Source organism: Stenotrophomonas sp. GW821-FHT02D01, from assembly GCF_059421765.1.
Genome location: NZ_JBWKVP010000001.1, coordinates 274,272 through 295,138, shown reverse-complemented (window position 1 = coordinate 295,138; position 20,867 = coordinate 274,272). Strand labels below are relative to the sequence as shown.

General features: G+C 66.2%; 18 protein-coding genes. 7 read left to right on the top strand and 11 right to left on the bottom strand.

Annotated features, from left to right (window positions below):
* Positions 1-26: 26 nt before the first annotated feature.
* Together AC07UW_RS01320 and AC07UW_RS01315 are read right to left on the bottom strand one after the other, a co-directional pair.
* On the bottom strand, positions 27-671 hold the full coding sequence (locus tag AC07UW_RS01320) for a histidine phosphatase family protein (RefSeq protein ID WP_223494328.1): 645 nt from the start codon (positions 669-671) through the stop codon (positions 27-29).
* Positions 672-869: 198 nt separating this feature from the next.
* Positions 870-3,032 (bottom strand): S46 family peptidase, encoded by a 2,163-nt coding sequence (locus tag AC07UW_RS01315; protein ID WP_223494327.1) that lies wholly within the window; start codon positions 3,030-3,032, stop codon positions 870-872.
* 477 nt (positions 3,033-3,509) lie between these two features.
* Between AC07UW_RS01315 and tdh the strand changes: the two genes are divergently transcribed.
* A complete protein-coding gene (gene tdh / locus AC07UW_RS01310; protein ID WP_099819385.1) occupies positions 3,510-4,532 on the top strand; it encodes an L-threonine 3-dehydrogenase in 1,023 nt (340 codons plus the stop codon).
* A gap of 185 nt (positions 4,533-4,717) precedes the next feature.
* On the opposite strand, the gene AC07UW_RS01305 is transcribed toward tdh, so the two are convergent.
* Positions 4,718-5,410, bottom strand: coding sequence for a TorF family putative porin (locus AC07UW_RS01305; protein WP_495211256.1), 693 nt, complete (start codon positions 5,408-5,410; stop codon positions 4,718-4,720).
* A 210-nt stretch (positions 5,411-5,620) separates the two neighbouring features.
* Here AC07UW_RS01305 and kbl point away from each other — a divergent pair, with 210 nt between their 5' ends.
* Positions 5,621-6,826 carry a glycine C-acetyltransferase gene (gene kbl / locus AC07UW_RS01300; protein ID WP_059066100.1) on the top strand — a complete coding sequence of 402 codons (1,206 nt, stop codon included), beginning with the start codon at positions 5,621-5,623 and terminating at the stop codon, positions 6,824-6,826.
* Between the two features lie 123 nt (positions 6,827-6,949).
* Here kbl and AC07UW_RS01295 read toward each other — a convergent pair whose 3' ends face one another.
* The 4 genes from AC07UW_RS01295 to AC07UW_RS01280 all read right to left on the bottom strand — a co-directional run bounded on the left by AC07UW_RS01295 (position 6,950) and on the right by AC07UW_RS01280 (position 10,015).
* Positions 6,950-7,288 (bottom strand): hypothetical protein, encoded by a 339-nt coding sequence (locus AC07UW_RS01295; protein ID WP_495211255.1) that lies wholly within the window; start codon positions 7,286-7,288, stop codon positions 6,950-6,952.
* A gap of 84 nt (positions 7,289-7,372) precedes the next feature.
* A complete protein-coding gene (locus AC07UW_RS01290) occupies positions 7,373-8,182 on the bottom strand; it encodes a pseudouridine synthase (protein WP_025878094.1) in 810 nt (269 codons plus the stop codon).
* Positions 8,183-8,202: 20 nt separating this feature from the next.
* Positions 8,203-8,709, bottom strand: coding sequence for a hypothetical protein (locus tag AC07UW_RS01285; RefSeq protein WP_025878093.1), 507 nt, complete (start codon positions 8,707-8,709; stop codon positions 8,203-8,205).
* Positions 8,710-8,926: 217 nt separating this feature from the next.
* A complete protein-coding gene (locus tag AC07UW_RS01280) occupies positions 8,927-10,015 on the bottom strand; it encodes an OmpA family protein (protein ID WP_176021648.1) in 1,089 nt (362 codons plus the stop codon).
* Positions 10,016-10,373: 358 nt separating this feature from the next.
* On the opposite strand from AC07UW_RS01280, the gene AC07UW_RS01275 reads away from it, so the two are divergent.
* The 5 genes from AC07UW_RS01275 to AC07UW_RS01255 all read left to right on the top strand — a co-directional run bounded on the left by AC07UW_RS01275 (position 10,374) and on the right by AC07UW_RS01255 (position 15,722).
* A complete protein-coding gene (locus AC07UW_RS01275; protein WP_495211254.1) occupies positions 10,374-11,393 on the top strand; it encodes a zinc-binding alcohol dehydrogenase family protein in 1,020 nt (339 codons plus the stop codon).
* Between the two features lie 105 nt (positions 11,394-11,498).
* On the top strand, positions 11,499-12,128 hold the full coding sequence (gene yczE, locus AC07UW_RS01270; protein ID WP_336025076.1) for a membrane protein YczE: 630 nt from the start codon (positions 11,499-11,501) through the stop codon (positions 12,126-12,128).
* 108 nt (positions 12,129-12,236) lie between these two features.
* Entirely contained in the window at positions 12,237-14,267 is a 2,031-nt protein-coding gene (locus AC07UW_RS01265; RefSeq protein WP_495211253.1) for an FAD-dependent oxidoreductase, read from the top strand.
* Positions 14,268-14,565: 298 nt separating this feature from the next.
* Positions 14,566-15,024 carry a cell wall hydrolase gene (locus AC07UW_RS01260; protein WP_025878087.1) on the top strand — a complete coding sequence of 153 codons (459 nt, stop codon included), beginning with the start codon at positions 14,566-14,568 and terminating at the stop codon, positions 15,022-15,024.
* A gap of 86 nt (positions 15,025-15,110) precedes the next feature.
* The gene (locus tag AC07UW_RS01255) at positions 15,111-15,722 is read left to right on the top strand and encodes a glutathione S-transferase N-terminal domain-containing protein (RefSeq protein ID WP_333623010.1); all 612 of its coding nucleotides are present in this window, start codon (positions 15,111-15,113) and stop codon (positions 15,720-15,722) included.
* Positions 15,723-15,787: 65 nt separating this feature from the next.
* Here AC07UW_RS01255 and AC07UW_RS01250 read toward each other — a convergent pair whose 3' ends face one another.
* From AC07UW_RS01250 to AC07UW_RS01235, 4 genes are all read right to left on the bottom strand, one after another.
* Positions 15,788-16,831: a suppressor of fused domain protein gene (locus AC07UW_RS01250; RefSeq protein ID WP_495211252.1), complete on the bottom strand. Its 1,044-nt coding sequence runs from the start codon at positions 16,829-16,831 to the stop codon at positions 15,788-15,790.
* A gap of 46 nt (positions 16,832-16,877) precedes the next feature.
* The gene (locus AC07UW_RS01245; protein WP_495211251.1) at positions 16,878-17,381 is read right to left on the bottom strand and encodes a hypothetical protein; all 504 of its coding nucleotides are present in this window, start codon (positions 17,379-17,381) and stop codon (positions 16,878-16,880) included.
* A 223-nt stretch (positions 17,382-17,604) separates the two neighbouring features.
* Entirely contained in the window at positions 17,605-19,485 is a 1,881-nt protein-coding gene (gene prpE / locus AC07UW_RS01240; protein WP_495211250.1) for a propionate--CoA ligase, read from the bottom strand.
* 656 nt (positions 19,486-20,141) lie between these two features.
* Entirely contained in the window at positions 20,142-20,756 is a 615-nt protein-coding gene (locus AC07UW_RS01235; RefSeq protein ID WP_495211249.1) for an RluA family pseudouridine synthase, read from the bottom strand.
* Between the last annotated feature and the right edge of the window lie 111 nt (positions 20,757-20,867).

Below are 20,867 nucleotides of genomic sequence, written 5' to 3'. Positions count from 1 at the left end.
GGTACAGGTGGTTCAGGACAGGAAATTCAGAGTGCGCGGTGCTTGGCTTCGCCGAAGAACGGCGTGTGGTGGGCGCAGTCGTTCAGGCGCACCACTTCCAGGCTGTCCAGGTCGGCGCCTTCAAGCAGGTTGAGCGTGGTCGGCGCCTGGCGGAAGGTCCACAGCCGCGACAACGGCAGGCCCAGCACCTTGCACAGGATCACCCGATTGACTGCGTCGTGGGCAACCACCAGCAGGGTGTCGTGTTCGCCAAGGCCTTCGGCGGCACGGGCCAGGCCGCGCCAGCTGCGCTCCAGCACCAGGCGCAGCGATTCGCCGCCCGGCATCAGCACGGTGTCCGGTTCATTGCGCCACGCCTGCAGGCGCGACGGGTCTTTTTCGTTGATTTCGCTGGCCAGCAGACCTTCCCACTCACCGTGGGCGATCTCCTGCAGTTCCGGCTCGGTCAGCAGCATGTCGGCGCGTGCAGCACCCAGGGCCAGTTGCGCGGTGCGTTGGGCGCGCGACAGCGGCGAGGCCACCGCACGGGTGATGTCCACCGAAACCAAGCGGGCGCCAAGCGCCTGGGCCTGGGCCTCACCGATGGGCGAAAGCGGGATGTCGATCTGGCCCTGGTAGCGGCCTTCGGCGTTCCACGGCGTTTCGCCGTGACGGGCAAGCAGGATGCGCATGCGAACAAGGGGTCCTTGGGGGAGGAGTTCCGGCGCATGTTCACATCCTGTGAAGTGCGCGGAACAGGGATGATACCTGTTCGGCGGACCGGGCCGGACGGGGCATGAAAAAACCCCGCGACAGACGTCGCGGGGTTTCAGGAACTCCGGCTATCTGGTCGAGGTTGCCGGCCAGCGGCCGGCACTACCGCAACCGGATTATTTGGCCAGGTTCAGTTCCTTCAGCAGCTGCGGCGCCGGCGCCACTTCCTGCATGATCCACTGCATGTAGCGGCTGTCGACGGCGATCATGCGGGTCATCACCGGGTCGAACACCCAGTTGGAGCTGACCGACTCCCAGTTGCCGTCGAAGGCCAGGCCGACCAGCTTGCCGTTGGCATCGAGCACCGGCGAACCGGAGTTGCCGCCGGTGATGTCCAGATTGGACAGGAAGTTCACCGGTACCGAACCGATCCGCTTGTCTTCCAGACCGCCGTAACGCTTGGCCTTGACCGCATCGAGCAGTGCCTTCGGCGAGTCGAACGGATCCTCACCGGTTTCCTTCGCCGCAACACCTTCCAGGGTGGTGAACGGGGTGTACTTCACGCCGTCCTTACCATAGCCCATCACGTTGCCGAAGGTGATGCGCAGCGACAGGTTGGCATCGGGATAGACGAACTCGCCTTGGCTCTTCTTGTAGTCGGCCACGGCCTGCAGGTACAGCGGACGAGCGGTCAGCGATTCGCCCTCGCGGATCTTCTTCTGCTCTTCCTGCTTCAGCAGCGCCGGCATGACGGCCACCGCGTACTGGATGGCCGGGTCATTGCTGGCTTCAAACGCAGCGCGATCGGCCTTGAACCACGTCAGGCGGTTGTCCAGGCTGCCCAGTCCGGTGCCGCCCAGCTTGGTCACCAGCGACTTCACCGCAGTGGCATCGCTGCCGGCCAACCACGTGTTCAGCACCTCGTTGTCGCGCTGGGCGGCCGGCAGGGCCACGTACTGGTCCAGCCAGTAGGTCTGCAGCTGCTGGTCCATCTTCGCCACGTAGCGGCGATCCATCTGCTTCAGGCTGCCCTCGATGGTGGTCAGGTCGCGGTCCTGGTAACCCGCTTCGCGCTCGGCGTCAGGCTTGCTGCGCTCGATCGACAGGCGGTACAGGGTGATCGCCGCGCCCACTGCGGAGGTGTTGTTGAACTGGCCGACGAACAGGTCGCGCTCGCGTGTCGACTTGCTGGTATCCAGGTGCTGCAGCAGCTGCGCGTGCGCAGCCAGCGCCGGCTTGCCGGCAGCGCCCTGCTTCTTCAGCCAGGCCAGCACCGCCGCTTCTTCGGCCTGCTTCTGGCCGGCGGCATCGATGCGCTTGAAGCCTTCCAGCTGGCCCAGGTAGTTCTTGGCCACGTTGTTCATGCTGGCGGCGGTGGCGGCGTACTTCACCTTGACGTCGGCGTCGGCCTTGCCGGCATCGGCGATCATCTTCAGCACCGCGTTGTAGTGGCGGGCAATGGTCGGGTAGGTGAAGCTGGCGGTCTCGTTGAACTCACCGGCCAGCGCGTAACGGTTGGTGCGGCCCGGGTAGCCGGCCACCATCACGAAGTCGTCGGCGCCCAGCGGCGTATCGGCGAACTTCAGGAAGTGCTTGGGCTGGTAGGGCACGTTGTCGGCCGAGAACGCCGCCGGCTTGCCGTCCTTGCCGACGTAGGCACGGTAGAACGAGAAATCACCGGTGTGGCGCGGCCACATCCAGTTGTCGACGTCGCCGCCGAACTTGCCGACGCTGCCCGGAGGTGCATAGACCAGGCGCACGTCCTTGATTTCCAGGTTGCGGAACAGGCGGTAGGTATTGCCGCCGGAGAACGAATACAGGCGGCAGCGGAAGCCGGCATCGGCTTCACACGCGGCGACCTGGGCCTTGTCGAAAGCATCCAGCGCGCGGCTGCGGGCCAGCGGATCCTTGCCGGCGCCGGCGATGGCCGCCTTGGCCTGGGCGGTGACGTCGGTGATCTGGTCGAGCACGAACACGCGGGCATTCGGGCCAGCACTCAGTTCATCACTGAGCTTGGGCGCGTTGAAGCCGTCCTTGATCAGGTTTTTCTGTGCGGTCGAGTTCAGCTGGATCGCACCGTAGGCACAGTGGTGGTTGGTGACCACCAGGCCCTGCGGGGAGACGAAGCTGGCGGTGCAGCCGCCCAGCGCGACCACCGCGCCCATCGGGTCACCGGTCAGGTTGGCCAGCTGTTCCGGCGACAGCTTGAGCCCGGCCTTCTGCAGCGGGCCGGCGATTTCCGGCAGCTGCTGCGGCACCCACATGCCTTCAGCGGCATGGGCGACCTGGACCAGCCCAAGGCTGGCGACGACGGAGAATGCAAGCAGGTTCGAGCGCATGGAGCGGCCCCTGGTAGTGGAACCCTCGATTGTAGCCCGCCGCCCTGCCCCGGCCCGAACCCCGGAAGTCATGGCCCCACCTCGCTCCACCGCGCGCAGGTCGGCCGCGCGCACGGGAACCGTCCAGAGGGGGCGTGGTCACCCTGGCCGGGACCGTTGGCGCCATGGGCCGGGCGCATGCGACTGGCGGGTTGGGCAGGACGCCCAACCCCGGTCTTGCCGTGTGCGCAGGACAGCGCGCACGAGCAAGGCGCCATCGAGCACCATGGAGGGGCTTTTGCGTGTCCCGGCCAGGGTGACCACGCCCCCTCCCTCCGAATCAGGAAGGCGCTGCTGTCTGCAGTACGTTCGAAACGCCCGCCTGCGCACTGCTTTCGTTCCACCACTGCACCCGCAGCGCAACATGGGAAATCCGCGTGGCGCCCTATAATCCGCGCTTTCCCCCTGATGAGTTCCACCCCGATGGCGCAGCAAACGATGAAGGCCCTGGTCAAGCGCGAAGCGGCCAAGGGCATCTGGATGGAAGAGGTTCCGGTGCCGACCCCGGGCCCCAACCAGGTCCTGATCAAGCTGGAAAAGACCGCGATCTGCGGCACCGACCTGCATATCTACCTGTGGGACGAATGGAGCCAGCGCACGATCAAGCCGGGCCTGACCATCGGCCATGAGTTCGTCGGCCGCATCGCAGAGATCGGCCCGGGCGTGACCGGCTACGAGATCGGCCAGCGCGTGTCGGCCGAAGGCCACATCGTCTGCGGCCACTGCCGCAACTGCCGAGGCGGTCGTCAGCACCTGTGCCCGAACACCGTCGGCATCGGCGTCAACGTCAACGGCGCGTTCGCCGAATACATGGTGATGCCGGCCAGCAACCTGTGGCCGATTCCCGACCAGATCCCCTCCGAGCTGGCTGCCTTCTTCGACCCGTACGGCAATGCCGCGCACTGCGCCTTGGAATTCAACGTCATCGGCGAAGACGTGCTGATCACCGGCGCCGGCCCGATCGGCATCATCGCGGCGGGCATCTGCAAGCACATCGGTGCGCGCAACGTGGTGGTGACCGACGTCAACGACTTCCGCCTGAAGCTGGCCGCCGACATGGGCGCCACCCGCGTGGTCAACGTCGCCAACACGTCGCTCAAGGACGTGATGAAGGAACTGCACATGGAGGGCTTCGACGTGGGCCTGGAAATGAGCGGCAACCCGCGCGCGTTCAACGACATGCTCGACTGCATGTACCACGGCGGCAAGATCGCCATGCTCGGCATCATGCCCAAGGGCGCCGGCTGCGACTGGGACAAGATCATCTTCAAGGGCCTGACCGTGCAGGGCATCTACGGCCGCAAGATGTACGAGACCTGGTACAAGATGACCCAGCTGGTGCTGTCCGGCTTCCCGCTTGGCAAGGTGATGACCCACCAGCTGCCGATCGACGACTTCCAGAAGGGCTTCGACCTGATGGAAGAAGGCAAGGCCGGCAAGGTGGTCCTCAGCTGGAATTGACCCTTCGGGTCAATTCCCCCGCAGGTTTCCTTATCCCCGCGCCGTCGGCGCGCCCCCTTGAACAACAAGGGGGCTCTCCCCCAGATGGGATCAAGAACGCTGCGGAATCGAAAAAGGCGCCCATTGGGCGCCTTTTTCGTGAAGCGTGCCAGGCAAGCCAGGCACCTACCGTAACGCCTGCGGCGTTACTTGCCTACGGCCACGCTCAGCATCACCCGGCTGTGGGCCAGCTTGCCGGAGTTGTCGCGGCCGTTGCCATCGGTGCCGTAGTAACCCAGGCCGACATTGAACAGGCCGAACTGGCGGGCGACGCCGACGTTCCAGTCGGTGTAGTCCTTGGCGATACTGTCCTCGAAGGTGCTGCGGCCGACGTTGGCGTTGAGCGTGAAGTCCTTCGGCAGGCCCCAGCTGCCACCCAGGCCGAAGTACCAGCCGTCGGTGCTGCTGTTCCACACATCGTTGCTGTAGGCCACCGTCAGCTTGTAGGTGTCGTCCAGCGTGGTGGTGGTGATCAGCTCGTTGTAGTTCTGGTGGCTGGACTTGAGGTAGGTGTAGCGGTTCAGCAGCACGTCGAAGTTGACGCGCTCGGTGACGTCCACGCCGTAGCCGATCAGGTAGTCGACCTCGGTCTTCGGATCGCCCGGACCGAAGTCCACGCCCGAGCCCCAGACACCGGCATACAGGCCCACCGGGCTGGTGTAGGTGAAGCCGGCCTGCAGGGTCGGATCCTCATCGGTCTGCGACACACCACGGAACAGGTAGTCCGAGACGGCGGTGACGTTCCAGCTGTACGGAGATTCGTTGTCCTGGGCGCTGGCGGCGAACGGCGCGAGGGTCAGGGCGGCGGCAATGGCGAGGCAGGCACGGGCGTGCTTCATGAGCGTCTCCGGTGGGGGCGGTGGCGTGGAAGGCGGGATCTGCAGCGGGCGCAGCGACCGGAGCCAGACAGCCCCGGTTCACGAATTTTTAACCCGTTTGCTATTGCGATGCAACATGTGCCGGCCATGGCGGTGCCCCATCCGGCCCGGTCCGCAGCCGTCGATGCCCGGTAGAATCAGCGGTTTCCCGTGCTGAGCCGTGCCCACGCCATGACCGACTCCTCCGCCCTGACCCGCCACTATGCTGAGGAACTGGACGCCATCCGCGCCCAGGGCCTGTTCAAGTCCGAGCGGATCATCACCAGCCCGCAGTCCGCCGAGATCACCCTGGAAGACGGCCGCAAGGTGCTGAATTTCTGCGCCAACAACTACCTCGGCCTGGCCGACCATCCGGATCTGATCCAGGCCGCGAAGGACGCGCTGGACAGCCATGGTTTCGGCATGGCCTCGGTACGCTTCATCTGCGGCACCCAGGACCTGCACAAGCAGCTGGAGAAGCAGATCGCCGACTTCTTCGGCAAGCAGGACACCATCCTGTACGCGGCCTGCTTCGACGCCAACGGCGGCCTGTTCGAACCGCTGCTGGGCGAGAACGACGCGATCATTTCCGATGCACTGAACCATGCCTCGATCATCGACGGCGTGCGCCTGTGCAAGGCCAAGCGCTTCCGCTACGCCAACTGCGACATGGCCGACCTGGAAGCGCAGCTGCAGGCCGCCGATGCGGCCGGCTGCAAGACCAAGCTGATCACCACCGACGGCGTGTTCTCGATGGACGGCTTCATCGCGCCGCTGGACGAGATCACCGCACTGGCAAAGAAGTACAACGCGCTGGTGCACATCGACGAATGCCACGCCACCGGCTTCCTCGGCGCGACCGGCCGCGGCTCGGCCGAGGTGAAGGGCGTGCTGGAGAAGATCGACATCATCACCGGCACCCTGGGCAAGGCCATGGGCGGCGCACTGGGCGGTTTCACCTGCGCCAGCGCCGAAGTGATCGAGCTGCTGCGCCAGCGCTCGCGCCCGTACCTGTTCTCCAACTCGCTGCCGCCGCACGTGGTCGCTGCCGGCATCAAGGCGTTCGAGATGCTGGCCGCGGCTGATGACCTGCGCAGCACCCTGGCCGCCAACACCACCTACTTCCGCGAGAAGATGACCGCTGCCGGCTTCGACGTGAAGCCGGGCGTGCACCCGATCAGCCCAGTGATGCTGTACGACGCACCGCTGGCGCAGAAGTTCGCCGAGCGCCTGCTGGAAGAAGGCATCTATGCGATCGGTTTCTTCTTCCCGGTGGTGCCCAAGGGCCAGGCCCGCATCCGCACCCAGATCAGCGCCGCGCACAGCCGCGAGCACCTGGACCGCGCGATCGATGCATTCACCCGCATCGGCGTCGAGCTGGGCGTGATCAAGGGCTGATCACCCACGGATAACGCCGGGCCATGCCCGGCGGTTTCCCGATAGCCGCGCCATGCGCTCGCCGGGCACGGGCCCGGCGCTACCCATCAGGGCGTGCCGACCAAGGTCGGCACCTGCCAGGCCTTATTTCTTCTTTTTCTTCTTGTCCTTGGGCTCGTCCTTGCTGGCGACCACCACCGGCTTGGCGGCAGCGTCCTGCCCGTTGCCCTTGGCAACGCGGATGCCATTGGCTTTCATCCAGGCATCGAACTGGTCGGCGGTCATCTTCTGGTCGCCGTTGCTCATCATGAAGCGATAGCTGCCGCGGCCATCCAGCTCCGGGGTCTTTACTTCAACCACCGGGGTTTCGGCCGGGCGATCGGCCTTGGCCGCCTTCTTTTGGCCGCCGCAGGCCGTCAACAGCACGATCGGCAACAACAGGCTGGCGCAGCGCAGGGTTTGCTTGAGGGTCGGGTGATACATGGCAGGCTCCGTTCTGGACATTCGACAACCAGGCGCCCCCTACGCCTGGAACGGTGGCCGGCAAGCGCCGGCCGTGGGCATCACTCAGCCCGGTGCAGCGGCCCCCAGCCGCTGCTGGTCGCTGACCTCCAGCGCCCGCCACTGGCCCTTGCCGAGATCGCCGAGCGTGAGCTCTCCGATCGCAACGCGGACCAGGCGCAGCACCTGCAGGTCGAAGGCCGCCAGCAGGCGACGGATATGGCGGTTGCGGCCCTCGTCGAGGACCACCTCCAGCCAGGCGGTCTTGTCGCCGCTGCGCAGCACGCGCACGGCCAGGGCAAGCAGGAACTCGCCCTCGTCTTCGACACCGGCGCGCAGCGCGGCCAGGGTGTCCTCGTCGGGCAGGCGATCGACCTGCACGTGGTAGGTCTTGTGCGGGCCGGTCTGCGGATCAGTCAGGCGCGCAGCCCACTGCGGATCATTGCTGAACAGCAACAGGCCTTCACTGGCCTTGTCCAGGCGACCGACCGGGGCGATCCACGGCAGGCCGGCACCATCGAAGCAGCGGTACACGGTGTCGCGGCCACGCTCATCCTGCACTGTGGTGACCACCCCGCGCGGTTTGTTGAGCATCAGGTACAGACGTTGCGGTGCGCCCATCGGCTGGCCGTCGACCTCGATCGGTGGCGCCGGGCTGGCAATCGGGAATTCCGGATCACGGACGATGCGCCCGGCGACACGAACGCGTCCATCGGCGATCCAGCGCGCGGCCTCGCTGCGCGAGCACACACCGGCCTTGGACAGCACGCGCGCCAGGCCATGGCGCACGCCAGCGGAAACCGCAGGGGGATTCGCACGCCCACGCGCAGCGTGGGAGCGGGCAGCGGGGGCGGCAGGTGGGCGGCGCGTGCGCAAGCCTCTGCTCCCCGCCGCGCTTACTTCTTGTCGACCGGCTTGGTCTCAGCCGGCACTTCGGCTGCGGCCGGGGTGGCTGCCGGAACCGGACGCGCCTTGACCACGCGTACGCCGCGCGCCTTCATCCAGGCGTCGAACTCTTCGGCGGTCATGCGCTTGCCGTTCTGGCTCATGTCGAAGCGCCACGGCGTGTTGTCGAACTCGGTCTGCGGCTTGTACGCGGCCGGATCATTCGGCTTCACCGCCGGCGCGCTCGGAATCGCCTTGGCGATGTTCTGGCAGCCATCGATGCGCAAGCGCTGCAACACCTGGTCCAGCGACTGCGACGGATCGTAGCTGCTGCCCAGCACGCCGCTGGACATGCCCAGCTGGCTGCTGCGGATGTACAGCTCGTCGGCCACCGGGGCGACGGCCGTGGCCGGCAACGGCAGCGGCGAAGCGCTGGTGTTGACCGAGCAATCGACCGCAGCGTGAGCAGCAGGAACCAGGGCCAGCGCCAGAACGGCAGCCGATGCAGAGCGCAGCATGAGGGCATCCACGAAAGGAAGTGACGCGGCGAGTTTAGCAATGCCGCGTCATCTTTCAAGCGCCACTTTCAATGAATACGGCAACTCATTGGTTTAATAAGCAAATTACCGACGAACGGTCACTATTCCAGCGCTGATTCATCATTGCGGACCGTACAAACAACAAGACCCGGCCGAAGCCGGGTCCTGCTGTGTCTTACTGGCAGAGCGTCAGAACTTAGTTCTGGACGTTCAGCTCGGTACGACGGTTCTTGGCGCGACCTTCCGGATTGTCCGAACCATCCGGGTTGGTGTTCGGCGCAATCGGACGGCTCTCGCCGTAGCCGATCGGACCGGCCAGACGGCCAGCGTCGACGCCGTTCTTGGTCAGGTAGTTGTACACCGCGGTAGCACGACGCTCCGACAGCTTCTGGTTGTAAGCGTCGGTACCCTTCGAGTCGGTGTGACCGGCAACTTCAACGCGCAGATCCGGGTAACGCTTCAGGATCTCGGTGGCTTCGCTCAGGATGGCCACAGCGTCCGGACGCAGGTTCGACTTGTCGAAGTCGAAGTTCACGCCCTTCAGGTCGATCGAGACCGGCACCGGGCAACCGTCCGGACCGATGGTCTGACCCGGCTGCGAGTTCGGGCACTTGTCGTCGCAGTTGTTGACGCCGTCACCGTCGTCATCCAGGTCGGCGCAGCTCGGGGCAACCGGAGCCGGAGCCGGAGCAGCAGCCACCGGGGCCGGGCCCAGCGGAATCACGACGCCGACCGAAGCCAGCACGTCGCCGAACCAGCTTTCGTCGCGCGCGGCGATGCTCTGGTCGTCGAAGTCAGCGCGGTAGGCCACTTCGGCGCGGACAGCAACGCGCTTGTCGAAGGTGGTCTGCAGGCCGACGCCGAGCTTGGCAGCCAGGTTGCCGTCCTTGCGGTCGGCCGGGCCGTTCGGGCCAGCTGCGTACTCTTCTTCAGACTTCTGGTAGCCCAGGCCGCCCACGATGTAGGGGTTCCAGCCGCGGCCTTCCTTGATGAAGTGGCGACGCAGATCGAACGACACGCCGTACTGCGACCAGTTCTGATCCTGGTTGGCGTCGAAGTTCGGGTTCTGGTAGTTCAGCTCACCATCCAGCGACCAGTTCGGGCTGATGAACTTGCCCAGACCCAGGGTCACGAACGGAGCGTCGTTGGTCAGGCGGTCGTTGTCCTGGAAGTTGAAGCCGGCCGAACCGGTCAGGTACCAGCGGTCATCGAACTCCTGCGCCGACGCAGCCTGGGCGAAAGCCAGACCGCCCAGCAGCGCGGCAGTAAGGATCTTCTTGTTCATTGAGTACAGCTCCTATTTCGGGGGTATGAAACCGGTAGAGGCATGGGCCAGCACTACTGCGTCGATGTTCAGACAGCCGATTCAGCACGCCACCGCCGCGAACATTATGCTCAGGCGGGTGAAGGTCATGTTAACAGTCCCGTAACATGTGAAGCGCCGCGCACGACCGGCCACCGGTCCGACGTTGAAACCCTATACAGGATGATGAAAATCCGCAAGACCCACGCACCACAAGGGTTTGGAAGGGTTTAACGGCCAGATGCGTCAGATTTGGCGCGGGTTATCCCAAAGCGGTTCAGCGCGCGCCCATCGAGGTGAGGAACCTTATGATGCAGACAGGAACCGAGCTGGAGCTGCAATGAAAGCCGTCGCCCTGTGCCGTGACTCCGCCCCTGCCCTGCGCGATCTGGTGCTGCCACCGCCGCAGCCGCCGCGTGGCCGTGACCTGCTGATCCGTGTCCAAGCACTTTCCGCCAATCCCGTCGACGGGAAGCTGCGTGCAGCTACACCGGCCGCGTCGCTGGATACCCCGCGCATTCTCGGCTGGGACGCGGCAGGGGTGGTCGAAGCGATGGGCGAGGAGGCCAGCCTGTTCGCCTCCGGTGACGAGGTCTACTACGCAGGAGATGTCACCCGCCCTGGCTGCAATGCGCAGTACCAGCTGGTGGATGAGCGGCTGGTGGCACGCAAACCGACCACCCTCGATTTCGCCGAAGCGGCCGCGCTGCCGCTGACCACCCTTACTGCCTGGGAACTGCTGTTCCAGCGCATGCCCCTGCAGCTAGATGATCGCCGCCACGCCGGCCAGCGCCTGCTGGTGATCGGTGGTGCCGGCGGCGTCGGCTCGATGGCGATCCAGCTGGCCCACCACGCGGGGTTTGAGGTCATTGCCACCGCCTCGCGTGAAGCCTCGATCGACTGGTGCCGGCGGATGGGCGCCCAGCATGTCATCGACCATCGCCAGCCCCTGTTGCCGCAGCTGCAGGCGCTTGGCGTCGACGAAGTGCAGGTGGCACTCAACCTGGCCGACACCGATCACTACTGGGACGAACTGGGCCAGCTGCTGGCACCACAGGGACATGTAGGCCTGATCGTGGAACCCCGCGGCCCGCTGCGCATCGGCGATCCCTACAAGGCCAAGTGCATCGGCATCCATTGGGAATTCATGTTCGCCCGCGCGCGCTTTGCCACCGCCGACCGCATTGAGCAGCACCGCATCCTCAACCGCGCCGCCAGCATGATCGACGCGGGCCAGTTGCGCGGCACGCTGAGCGAAGTGCTGGGCCCGATCAATGCGGCCAACCTGGACGTCGCGCATCAACGTCTGGCCGGCGGCCGCACCATCGGCAAGCTGGCGCTGGCCGGCTGGGACGACTGATTCACCACCCACAGCCTGTCGCAGTGGATTGGCCGGCATCTGTATCTATTGAACGGCCTGTTTCGGGGATAGGGTGGAAACAGATCCCCCTCCCCCGAGCCCGTCATGCCCACCGCCCTGCCCCTGCGCCTGCTGCAACTGATCATCGGTCTGTTCCTTTATGGCTTCGGCGCCTCGCTGATGATCCGCGCCGCCATCGGTGTCGCGCCGTGGGATGTGCTGTCGCAGGGCATTGCTGCACAGACCCCGTTGTCGTTCGGCCTGGCCACCAACGTGATCGGCGCGCTGGTACTGCTGCTGTGGTGGCCGCTGCGGCAGAAGCCCGGTGTCGGTACCGTGCTCAACGTGATGCTGATCGGCCCTTCGGCCCAGTTCGGACTGTGGCTGCTGCCCCCGGCCGTCGGTCTCGGCTGGCAGGTGGCGACGTTCTGCGCCGGCATGCTGCTGGTGGCGCTGGCCACCGGCCTGTACATCGGCGCCAAGCTCGGCCCTGGCCCGCGCGATGGCCTGATGACCGGACTGCACGCGCGCACCGGCTGGCCGATCTGGAAGGTGCGCAGCCTGATCGAAGGCAGCGTGCTGCTGCTGGGGTGGTGGCTGGGCGGCAATGTCGGCGTCGGCACGCTCGCCTTCGCGTTGCTGATCGGACCGTTGTGCGGGGTCACGCTTGGCTGGTTCGGGATCGGCCGCACACCGGTAGTGCCGGCCGCTGGCCGGCAACCGCAATCGCCCTGAGCTGACCGGTAGGCCGGGCATGGCCCGGCGCCACCGAGCGCGAGGCAGCCCTTGCCCCGGGAGCCGTTTCGCGGCACCCTTCGCGCTTCCGTACGCAAGCGTATCGACATGTCGCCAGCCAACGAAAGCGCCTACCCCCACCTGTTCTCCCCGCTGGACCTGGGCTTCACCCAGCTGCGCAACCGGGTGCTGATGGGCTCGATGCATACCGGCCTGGAGGACCGCGCACGCGACTTCCCGCGCCTGGCCGCCTACTTCGCAGAGCGCGCCGAGGGTGGCGTCGGCCTGATCGTCACCGGTGGTTTCGCGCCGAACGTGGTCGGCTGGCTCAAGCCGTTCGGCGGCAAGCTGTCCTGGCCTTGGGAAGTGCGCCCGCATCGGCAGCTGACCGCCGCTGCGCACCAGCACGGCGCGAAGATCTGCCTGCAGCTGCTGCATGCCGGGCGCTACGCCTATCACCCGCTGTCGGTAGCGCCGTCGAAGCTGAAGGCGCCGATCAATCCGTTCACCCCGCGCGCCTTGTCGGCCAGCGGCGTCGAGCGGCACATCGCCGACTATGCACGCAGCGCGAAGCTGGCCCGCGAAGCCGGCTACGACGGCGTGGAAGTGATGGGCTCGGAGGGTTACCTCATCAACGAGTTCATCGCCCCGCGCACCAACAAGCGCAACGATCGCTGGGGCGGTGATGCCGCACAGCGCATGCGCTTCGCGGTGGAGATCGTGCGCCGCATCCGCGAAGCCTGCGGCCCGGATTTCATCATCATCTACCGCCTGTCGCTGGTCGACCTGGTCGAAGACGGCAGCAACTGGGAAGAGATCGTGCAGCAGGCCCAGGCCATCGAGGCCGCCGGTGCGACGATCCTCAATTCCGGCATCGGCTGGCATGAAGCGCGCATTCCGACCATTGCCACCTCGGTACCGCGTGGCGCATTCGCCGCGGTCACCGCCAAGCTCAAGCCGCATGTGTCGTTGCCGCTGGTGGCGACCAACCGCATCAACATGCCCGATGTCGCCGAACGCATCCTCGCCGATGGCGGTGCCGATATGGTGTCGCTGGCCCGTCCGCTGCTGGCCGACCCGCAGTGGCCGAACAAGGCCCGCGCCGGCCGTGCCGAGGCCATCAACACCTGCATCGCCTGCAACCAGGCCTGCCTGGACCATGTGTTCGAAAACAAGCTGGCCAGTTGCCTGGTCAACCCGCGTGCCGCCCACGAGACCGAGCTGGTCTACACCCCGACCACCGCACCGAAGCGGGTGGCCGTGGTCGGCGCCGGCCCGGCCGGCCTGGCCTGCGCTACGGTCGCTGCCGAACGCGGCCACCAGGTCACCCTGTTCGACGCCAGCGAGGAGATCGGTGGCCAGTTCAACGTGGCCAAGCGCATTCCCGGCAAGGAAGAGTTCCACGAGACCCTGCGCTACTTCCGCCACAAGCTGGGCGAGACCGGCGTGCAGCTGCGCCTGGGCACCCGTGCCGACGCGGCCAGCCTGGCCGGCTTCGACGAGGTCGTACTGGCCACCGGCATCCTGCCGCGCAAGGTCGACTTCCCCGGTGCCGACCACGCCAAGGTGGTCAACTACCTGGATGTGCTGCTGGGCCGGGTCGAGGTCGGTGGCAGCGCCGCCATCATCGGCGCCGGTGGCATCGGCTTCGATGTCGGCGAGTTCCTTGCCCATGACGGCCCCTCGCCATCGCTGGACCCGCAACGCTGGATGGCCGAATGGGGCGTGGATGCCACCTTCGAGGCCCGCGGTGCACTGGCCCACCCGGCCGTGGAGGCGTCGCCGCGCAGGCTGTGGCTGCTGCAGCGCAGTGCCGGAAAGCCCGGTGCACGCCTGGGCAAGACCACCGGCTGGATCCACCGCGCCACGCTGAAGGCCAAGGGCGTGCGCATGCTGGGTGGTGTCGAGTACCTGGGCGTGGACGATGCGGGCCTGCGCATCCGCGTGGACGGCAGCGAACAGCTGCTGCCGGTCGACCACGTGGTGATCTGTGCCGGCCAGGAACCGCAGCGCGCGCTGCAGGCCGAACTGCAGGCTGCTGGCATCGCCCCACACCTGATCGGTGGTGCAGACGTGGCCGCCGAACTCGATGCGAAACGTGCGATCGATCAGGGCAGCCGGCTCGCCGCCGCCCTCTGATGAGCACCTGAATGGGGGCCGGAATGTGATTTCCGTCACCGGCCCCCAAGCTGAATGTCAAGCCGGACGATTCAGGATGCGTTCGGCAATCCCCCCCTACCTTGCGCCGACTTCTGCTCACCAGCCAGTTTCCGGTGAGCCGGTGCGGCCCCCGCCGATCGATCCACGATCGTGTTCTTGGGGCCGCCCACGGGGCAGCCCCGATGGCCGCCTCCCCATGACGCCAAGTCGTACCCCGCCTCCAGCAGCCTGCGCTGCCGGAACCGCCAGGTGCGTCCCACACGGAGCAAGGAGTTATATGAAACTGGCCTGGATTCTCTGGCTGTCGCAGTTGCTGCCGCAGCCGGCCGCTGATTCATTGTGTTTGAGCACCACCGTTTACCTGGAAGCCCGCGACCAGACCCTGCGTGGCCAGCAGGCGGTGGCCGAAGTCGCCCTGCGTCGCCTCGACAGTGGCCTGTGGGGCGACTCGATGTGCCAGGTGGTGACCGCGCGCAAGCAGTTCGCCCCCACCATCGTCTCCCCCGGCACCCAGCTGGGCAACGATGCGGCGTGGAGTGAGGCGATGGACGTGGCCTTCGACGCCGAGCGCAACTGGGCGCTGCCAGCCGGCGAGCGCCGCGAGATCGTGCCTGGCGCCAGCCACTTCGCTGCGCTGGCCATCGCCAGCCCGAACTGGCGCAACGCCTACCAGGTGGCCACCATCGGCGATCACACCTTCTACAAAGTGCAGAACCTCAAGCCCCGGCAGTCGTAACGATCCGTTGCCGGTGGCAGCGTTGCCGCGTGCAGCTGGGCTCTGGGATAGTGGTGGTTTCCCGCCACACCCCGCCTGGAGTTCCCATGAAGCTGTACAGCAAGCCCGGTGCCTGTTCCACCGCCGACCACATCGCCCTGCAGTGGACCGGCCAGCCGTTCGAGGTTGAACTGCTGAACAAGGACACCCTGAAGGGTCCGGAATTCCTCAAGATCAATCCGGCCGGCGCGGTACCGGCGATCGTCGATGGCGACTTCGTACTGGTGCAGAACGCGGCGATCATGGGCTACATCGCCGACAGCTACCCGCAGGCCGGTCTCGGCGGCGATGGCAGCCCGCGCCAGCGCGCTGAAGCCACCCGCTGGCTGGCCTTCGTCAACTCCGACGTGCACCCGGCGTTCTCGCCGCTGTTCGCGCCGGGCAAGTTCATCGCCGATGAAGGCCAGTACGACGCGATCCGCGCCGCCGCGCACAAGCGCCTGCGCGCCCTGTTCGAGACCGCCGACAGGCAGCTGGCCGACAAGCCGTGGCTGGCCGGCTTCCGCAGCTTCGCCGATCCCTACTTCTACATCACCCTGCGCTGGGCGGCCGGCACCAAGATCGACCTGTCGGGCCTGGACAACCTGGCCGCCTACAAGGCGCGCATGGACGCCGATCCGGGCGTGCAGGCGGTGCTGAAGGCCGAAGGCCTGGCCTGATGGAACCGGGGTCGGATACGTCTGCGCAGCAGGCGGCTCCGACCCCATTGGTGCCATCGGCGCGGTCAGCCGATTTCGCGGATCACTTCGCCCTTCGCATCGCGCAGGAACGTCGGCACCACTTCAACCTGCAACGTATTCGACACCGGGTAGGTCCCGCGTTGCGGCCGCACGTCATGCCAGGCCTGCAACGCCGCGTCGTCCAGTACCCAGCGCACGTTGTCGTCCTCGACCGCGACCGCGCCATCGGTGGCCGGCATGAACTCCCATTGCCGTTCGCGGCTGACCAGCGTCAGTGCCTTGCCGTGGCGCAGGCGCAGTGGCAGCAGCTCACCCACACTGCCGACCTGCCCGGCCCCCAGCACCAGCGTGGTGATACCCGCCGTCTGCCGCCAGTCCAGCGTCTCGATGAACAACATGCCGGTACTGGACCCCTCACGCTCGCTGCCGGCCTCCACCCGCTCGGCCAGCGCCGGATCGTCCAGCAGATTGCCGCGATGCAGATCGGTGATCCACAGCGGCATCGCTTCCTCAAGCACCTGCAGGACACCGCGCGTGGACCAGCGCTTGATCGCGTCCATTTCCTCGTCGGTCAGCCCCACCACCTGCAGGAACTGCAGTTGCCCGTTGGCAGTGTCGCGCGGTGGCAACTGCGGGTCGGCAACGAATGCCAGATGGCAGAGACGGGTGTCGGTCTCCAGCGCGATCGGGCCATTGGCGTTGAGGTGGTGGCCATCCTCGAACACATTGCCGCTGCTGAACACATAGCGCGCCAGATTCTGCAGCAGATTCATCGGCCACGCAGGCGGCGTGCTGCCTGCATCCTCCCCCTTGTCCGCAGCCAGGCGGAACGTCAGCTCGAAACCATAGCCACTGGTGGCCGCATCACTGCTCTCTTTTGCATACAGTTCTGACAGGCCGTAGGTGACGTAGTGCCAATGCGGAACCGGTGATTCCGCCCAGTAGACGCTGATGCCGTCGAGCGGATCCTGGCCACCCAGCGTGTACGGCAGCGCGGTACCGAAGTGACGCGGCTCCTGGCCCGCGTACAGCGGTGCCAGCGCGGCATTGATCGCATCCCAACCGGGGGTATCGGTGTCGTCCTGCATGCGGGGCTCCTGGGCGGGAAAAGAGCGGACCACTTTACCCCGCGCGTCAGCCGGGCACGACCTCGGCAGTGACCGGTGCCATCGAGATCTGGATCTCCTGCCACCAGCGCTGGGCCAGCGCCGGGCTGCGTGCCTTGCCGATCGCGGCGATCATTTCCGGGCACAGTTTTTCCAGGGCGACCGCGTCGGTACAGCGCTCGATCTTCAACTGCATGAAGTAGCCTTTCAGGCCCAGATGGCGGCGCACGGCATCGCTCATCGCGTCGTACAACTGCTGGTACAGCGCCGGATCCTGCTCACGGCCGCTGCACAGCCCGCGCTGCGGCACAGGTTCGGCCCTGCCGCCGACCACTTCGATCAGGCCAAGTGCTACCAGCTGCTGCAGCGCATCCGGCGGCGCGCGCAGTCCTTCGAACAAGCCGCGCAGTTCGCTTTCATCGCGCTGGCCGTCAACCATCAACAGGATCGAACGCAGCGCCGCCGGCAGGCGACGGGCACGATCTTCGATTTCCTGGCGGCCAGCGGCCGTCTTGGCATGCAGCAGTGCCATAGCTCCCCCTTCCCAAGATGCGATACGCATGCGCGCCCTTGCGGGCACGCTCCCCTGTTCGCCATCCCCGGATGGCACGCGCGTTCCCCGGCGCGTACCGCGTGTTGCAGGTCGATGACAGCCGGAGCTTAGCGCATGTCCTTCGCCCGAGGGGTAGTGCCGGCCGCTGGCCGGCAGCCCGCCAATCCCGAGGTTGCCGGCCAGCGGCCGGTACCACCTCTGATCAGCGTCCCAGCGCGCGGCGGATCTCTTCCAGCGCGCCCGGGTCGTCCAGCGTCGACAGGTCGCCGGGGTCGCGCTGCTCGGCCAATGCCTGCAGCGAGCGACGCAGCAGCTTGCCCGAACGGGTCTTGGGCAGCGCGTTGACCACATGGATGTGCGCCGGTCGCGCCACCGCACCCAGCGAGGTGGTCACCGTGGCCATCATCTCGGCCACCACTGCGGCCGGGTCTTCGCCATCGAGCCCCTGCTTGAGGGTGACGAACACCAGCGGCACCTGCCCCTTCAATTCGTCCTTCACCCCGATCACCGCCGCCTCGGCCACGCGCGGGTGACTGGAGATGGCCTCTTCGATCTCACGCGTGCCCAGACGGTGCCCGGCCACGTTGATCACATCGTCGGTGCGGCCGAGGATGAAGGTATAGCCATCGTCATCGCGGATGGCCCAGTCCAGCGAGCTGTACAGCAGTTCCTTGAAGTGGCTGAAGTAGCTCTGCAGGAAGCGGCTGTCGTCATTCCAGACCGTGCTCATGCAGCCCGGCGGCAACGGCGGCGTCATCACCAGCACACCCTTCTGCCCGGCAGCCACCTCTTCACCGGTGTTCTCGTCGATCACCTTCATCCGGTAGCCGAGATTGGGGAACCCGGGCGAGCCGAACCGCACTGGCTTCATGTCCAGCCCAGGCAGCAGGGTCAATGCCGGCCAACCGGTTTCGGTCTGCCAGTAGTTGTCAATGATCGGCTTGCCCAGCGCGTCGCTGATCCAGTGCGCGGTCGGCTCGTCCAGCGGCTCGCCGGCCAGGAACAGATACTTCAGCGCATCCAGGTCGTGGCGGTGGATGAAATCGGCATCGTGCTTCTTCAGCACGCGGATCGCCGTCGGCGAAGAGAACATCGTGCGCACGTTGTACTGCTCGCACAGCGCCCACCAGATGCCCGGATCGGGGTTGGTCGGCAGCCCTTCGTACAGCAGCGAGGTGCAGCCGCCGATCAACGGGCCATACACGTTGTAGGAATGGCCCACGGCCCAGCCGACATCGGAGGTGGAGAACATTACCTGTCCCGGCTTGCAGTCGAACACGGTCTGCATCGACTGTGCCATCGCCACCGCATAGCCACCGACATCGCGCTGCACGCCCTTCGGCTTGCCGGTGGTGCCGGAGGTATACAGCAGGTAGCTGGGCTCGCTCGATTCCAGCCATTGCACCGGCACATCGGTCTGCCCGATCTGCGCACGCAGGGTGGCGTACTCGACGTCGCGCCCTTCGATGCGTGGCTCGGCCGGGTCCAGCCCGCGCGAAACGATCAGCACGTGCGGCGGCGGACTGCTGGCTTCGGCGCAGGCGGCATCGACCATCACCTTGTACGGAATGAGCTTGCCGCCACGCATGCCGGCATCGGCAGCGATCAGCAGCTTCGGCCTGGCATCGTCGATGCGCAGCGCGAGGTTGTGCGCAGCGAAGCCACCGAACACCACCGAGTGCACCGCACCGATACGTGCACAGGCAAGCATGCCGAACACGGCCTCGGCCATGTTCGGCATGTAGATCACCACGCGGTCGCCGTGGCCGACGCCAAGGTGCTTCAGCACGGCGGCGAAGTCGTTCACTTCGCGATACAGCTGGCGATAGGTGATTTCGCGGGTGCTGTTGGTTTCGGTGGAGATGGCGACCAGTGCGAGCTGGTCCGCGCGGTCGGCCAGATGCCGGTCGACGGCGTTGTAGCAGAGGTTGGTTTCACCACCCACGAACCAGCGCCGGAACGGCGGGTTGCTGTAGTCGAGCACCTGTTGCGGCGGCGTGTGCCAATGGATGCGCTTGGCTTCCTCGCCCCAGAATGCCTCCGGCTCGTCGATAGAACGGCGGTAGGTTTCCTCGTAGTTCATGACGCAGCCCTCCCAGACAAAGTCATGGTTCGAGCATAGTCCGGCGCTGGCGCGTGGGCCGCCCTACCTTGGTAGGGGGTGTGTTGCCGGCAGGGCTGCGCCCTGCACCCGCCGAAGCAACGGCAACCGCAACCGCAACCGCAACAGCAAGCATTCCTTGGGATGGCGGGGTGGGTCCGATTGCGGGGGACGCCGTGAATACGTCCATGTAGGCTCGGTCGCGCCATCCATGGCGCTCACGCCCCCGCAACCGGCCCCACCCCGCCTTCGACAATTTCCCGCTGCTGTTGGGCTGCTGTTGGTAGCTGTCGACCTTGGTCGACACGTAGATCCACGCCATGCGTGGATGCTTTTCGTTCAATTGTCGAAATATTCGATTCCGATGGATTTGATCCATCGCAAAGCGTGGATAGACCATCCGTCACCGAAGATCTGTCGAAGACGGGGTGGGTCCGGTTGCGGGGGTGTCCGCGGCATGGATGCCGCGGCCAAGCCCTCAGGGATGGGTTTACGGCGTCCCCCGCAACCGGACCCGCCCCGCCATCCCACGGAACCCCGCTGTTGCCGTTGCTGTTGCTGCTGAGGTTGCCGGCCAGCGGCCGGCACTACCGCGGGTGCAGGGTGCAGGGCGCAGCCCTGCCGAACACCCTACCTTTCTAGAACGGAGTCGTAGACTCGAACGCGAGCGCCTCGCCCGTCACCGGGTGAGTGAACTGCAGCTTCCGCGCATGCAGGCACACGCGCTGCGCGGCCTCTGCGCCATACAGCACGTCGCCGACGATCGGATGACCCAGGCTGGCCATGTGCAGGCGCAGCTGATGGCTGCGGCCGGTGACCGGTTCCAGTTCAACGCCCGTGCGTTGCGCCGCGGTGTCACGCGACAGTACCCGCCACCGGGTCAGTGCCGGCTTGCCGCGTTCGTGGTCGACCATCTGCTTGGGCCGGTTCGGCCAGTCGACGATCAGCGGCAGGTCCACTTCACCGGCATCATCTTCCAGCAGCCCCTGCACGATGGCTTCATAACGCTTGCCCACCTGGCGCTTCTCGAACTGCATCGACAGCGCTACCTGCATGTCCTTGCCGCGCGCGTGCAGCAGCAGGCCAGAGGTGACCTGGTCCAGGCGATGCACGGTCAGCGCATCGGCATACACCGCCTGCAGCCGTGCGACCACGCAGTCCTGGTTCTCCGCCGAGCGGCCGGGCACGGACAGCAGGCCGGCCGGCTTCTCGGCCACCAGCAGCGCGTCGTCGATGTAATGCAGAAGGATCATGTCGTTGCCAGGTACTCCATACGAAAACGGGGAAGCCGAAGCCTCCCCGTTTCCTGCGTACCGGCCAACGGCCGGTACCTACCCTGATGGAAAGGTGCCGGCAGGGTGCCG

Bases quoted from the DNA above. Each gene is read 5' to 3' on its own strand.
- AC07UW_RS01260 (WP_025878087.1), top strand. From the start codon at position 14,566: ATGAAACTGGCCTGGATTCTCTGGCTGTCGCAGTTGCTGCCGCAGCCG.
- AC07UW_RS01255 (WP_333623010.1), top strand. From the start codon at position 15,111: ATGAAGCTGTACAGCAAGCCCGGTGCCTGTTCCACCGCCGACCACATC.
- AC07UW_RS01235 (WP_495211249.1), bottom strand. From the start codon at position 20,756: ATGATCCTTCTGCATTACATCGACGACGCGCTGCTGGTGGCCGAGAAG.
- yczE (WP_336025076.1), top strand. From the start codon at position 11,499: ATGCCCACCGCCCTGCCCCTGCGCCTGCTGCAACTGATCATCGGTCTG.
- prpE (WP_495211250.1), bottom strand. From the start codon at position 19,485: ATGAACTACGAGGAAACCTACCGCCGTTCTATCGACGAGCCGGAGGCA.
- AC07UW_RS01285 (WP_025878093.1), bottom strand. From the start codon at position 8,709: ATGCTGCGCTCTGCATCGGCTGCCGTTCTGGCGCTGGCCCTGGTTCCT.
- AC07UW_RS01320 (WP_223494328.1), bottom strand. From the start codon at position 671: ATGCGCATCCTGCTTGCCCGTCACGGCGAAACGCCGTGGAACGCCGAA.
- kbl (WP_059066100.1), top strand. From the start codon at position 5,621: ATGACCGACTCCTCCGCCCTGACCCGCCACTATGCTGAGGAACTGGAC.
- AC07UW_RS01315 (WP_223494327.1), bottom strand. From the start codon at position 3,032: ATGCGCTCGAACCTGCTTGCATTCTCCGTCGTCGCCAGCCTTGGGCTG.
- AC07UW_RS01265 (WP_495211253.1), top strand. From the start codon at position 12,237: ATGTCGCCAGCCAACGAAAGCGCCTACCCCCACCTGTTCTCCCCGCTG.
- AC07UW_RS01305 (WP_495211256.1), bottom strand. From the start codon at position 5,410: ATGAAGCACGCCCGTGCCTGCCTCGCCATTGCCGCCGCCCTGACCCTC.
- AC07UW_RS01280 (WP_176021648.1), bottom strand. From the start codon at position 10,015: ATGAACAAGAAGATCCTTACTGCCGCGCTGCTGGGCGGTCTGGCTTTC.
- AC07UW_RS01295 (WP_495211255.1), bottom strand. From the start codon at position 7,288: ATGTATCACCCGACCCTCAAGCAAACCCTGCGCTGCGCCAGCCTGTTG.
- tdh (WP_099819385.1), top strand. From the start codon at position 3,510: ATGAAGGCCCTGGTCAAGCGCGAAGCGGCCAAGGGCATCTGGATGGAA.
- AC07UW_RS01250 (WP_495211252.1), bottom strand. From the start codon at position 16,831: ATGCAGGACGACACCGATACCCCCGGTTGGGATGCGATCAATGCCGCG.
- AC07UW_RS01275 (WP_495211254.1), top strand. From the start codon at position 10,374: ATGAAAGCCGTCGCCCTGTGCCGTGACTCCGCCCCTGCCCTGCGCGAT.
- AC07UW_RS01245 (WP_495211251.1), bottom strand. From the start codon at position 17,381: ATGGCACTGCTGCATGCCAAGACGGCCGCTGGCCGCCAGGAAATCGAA.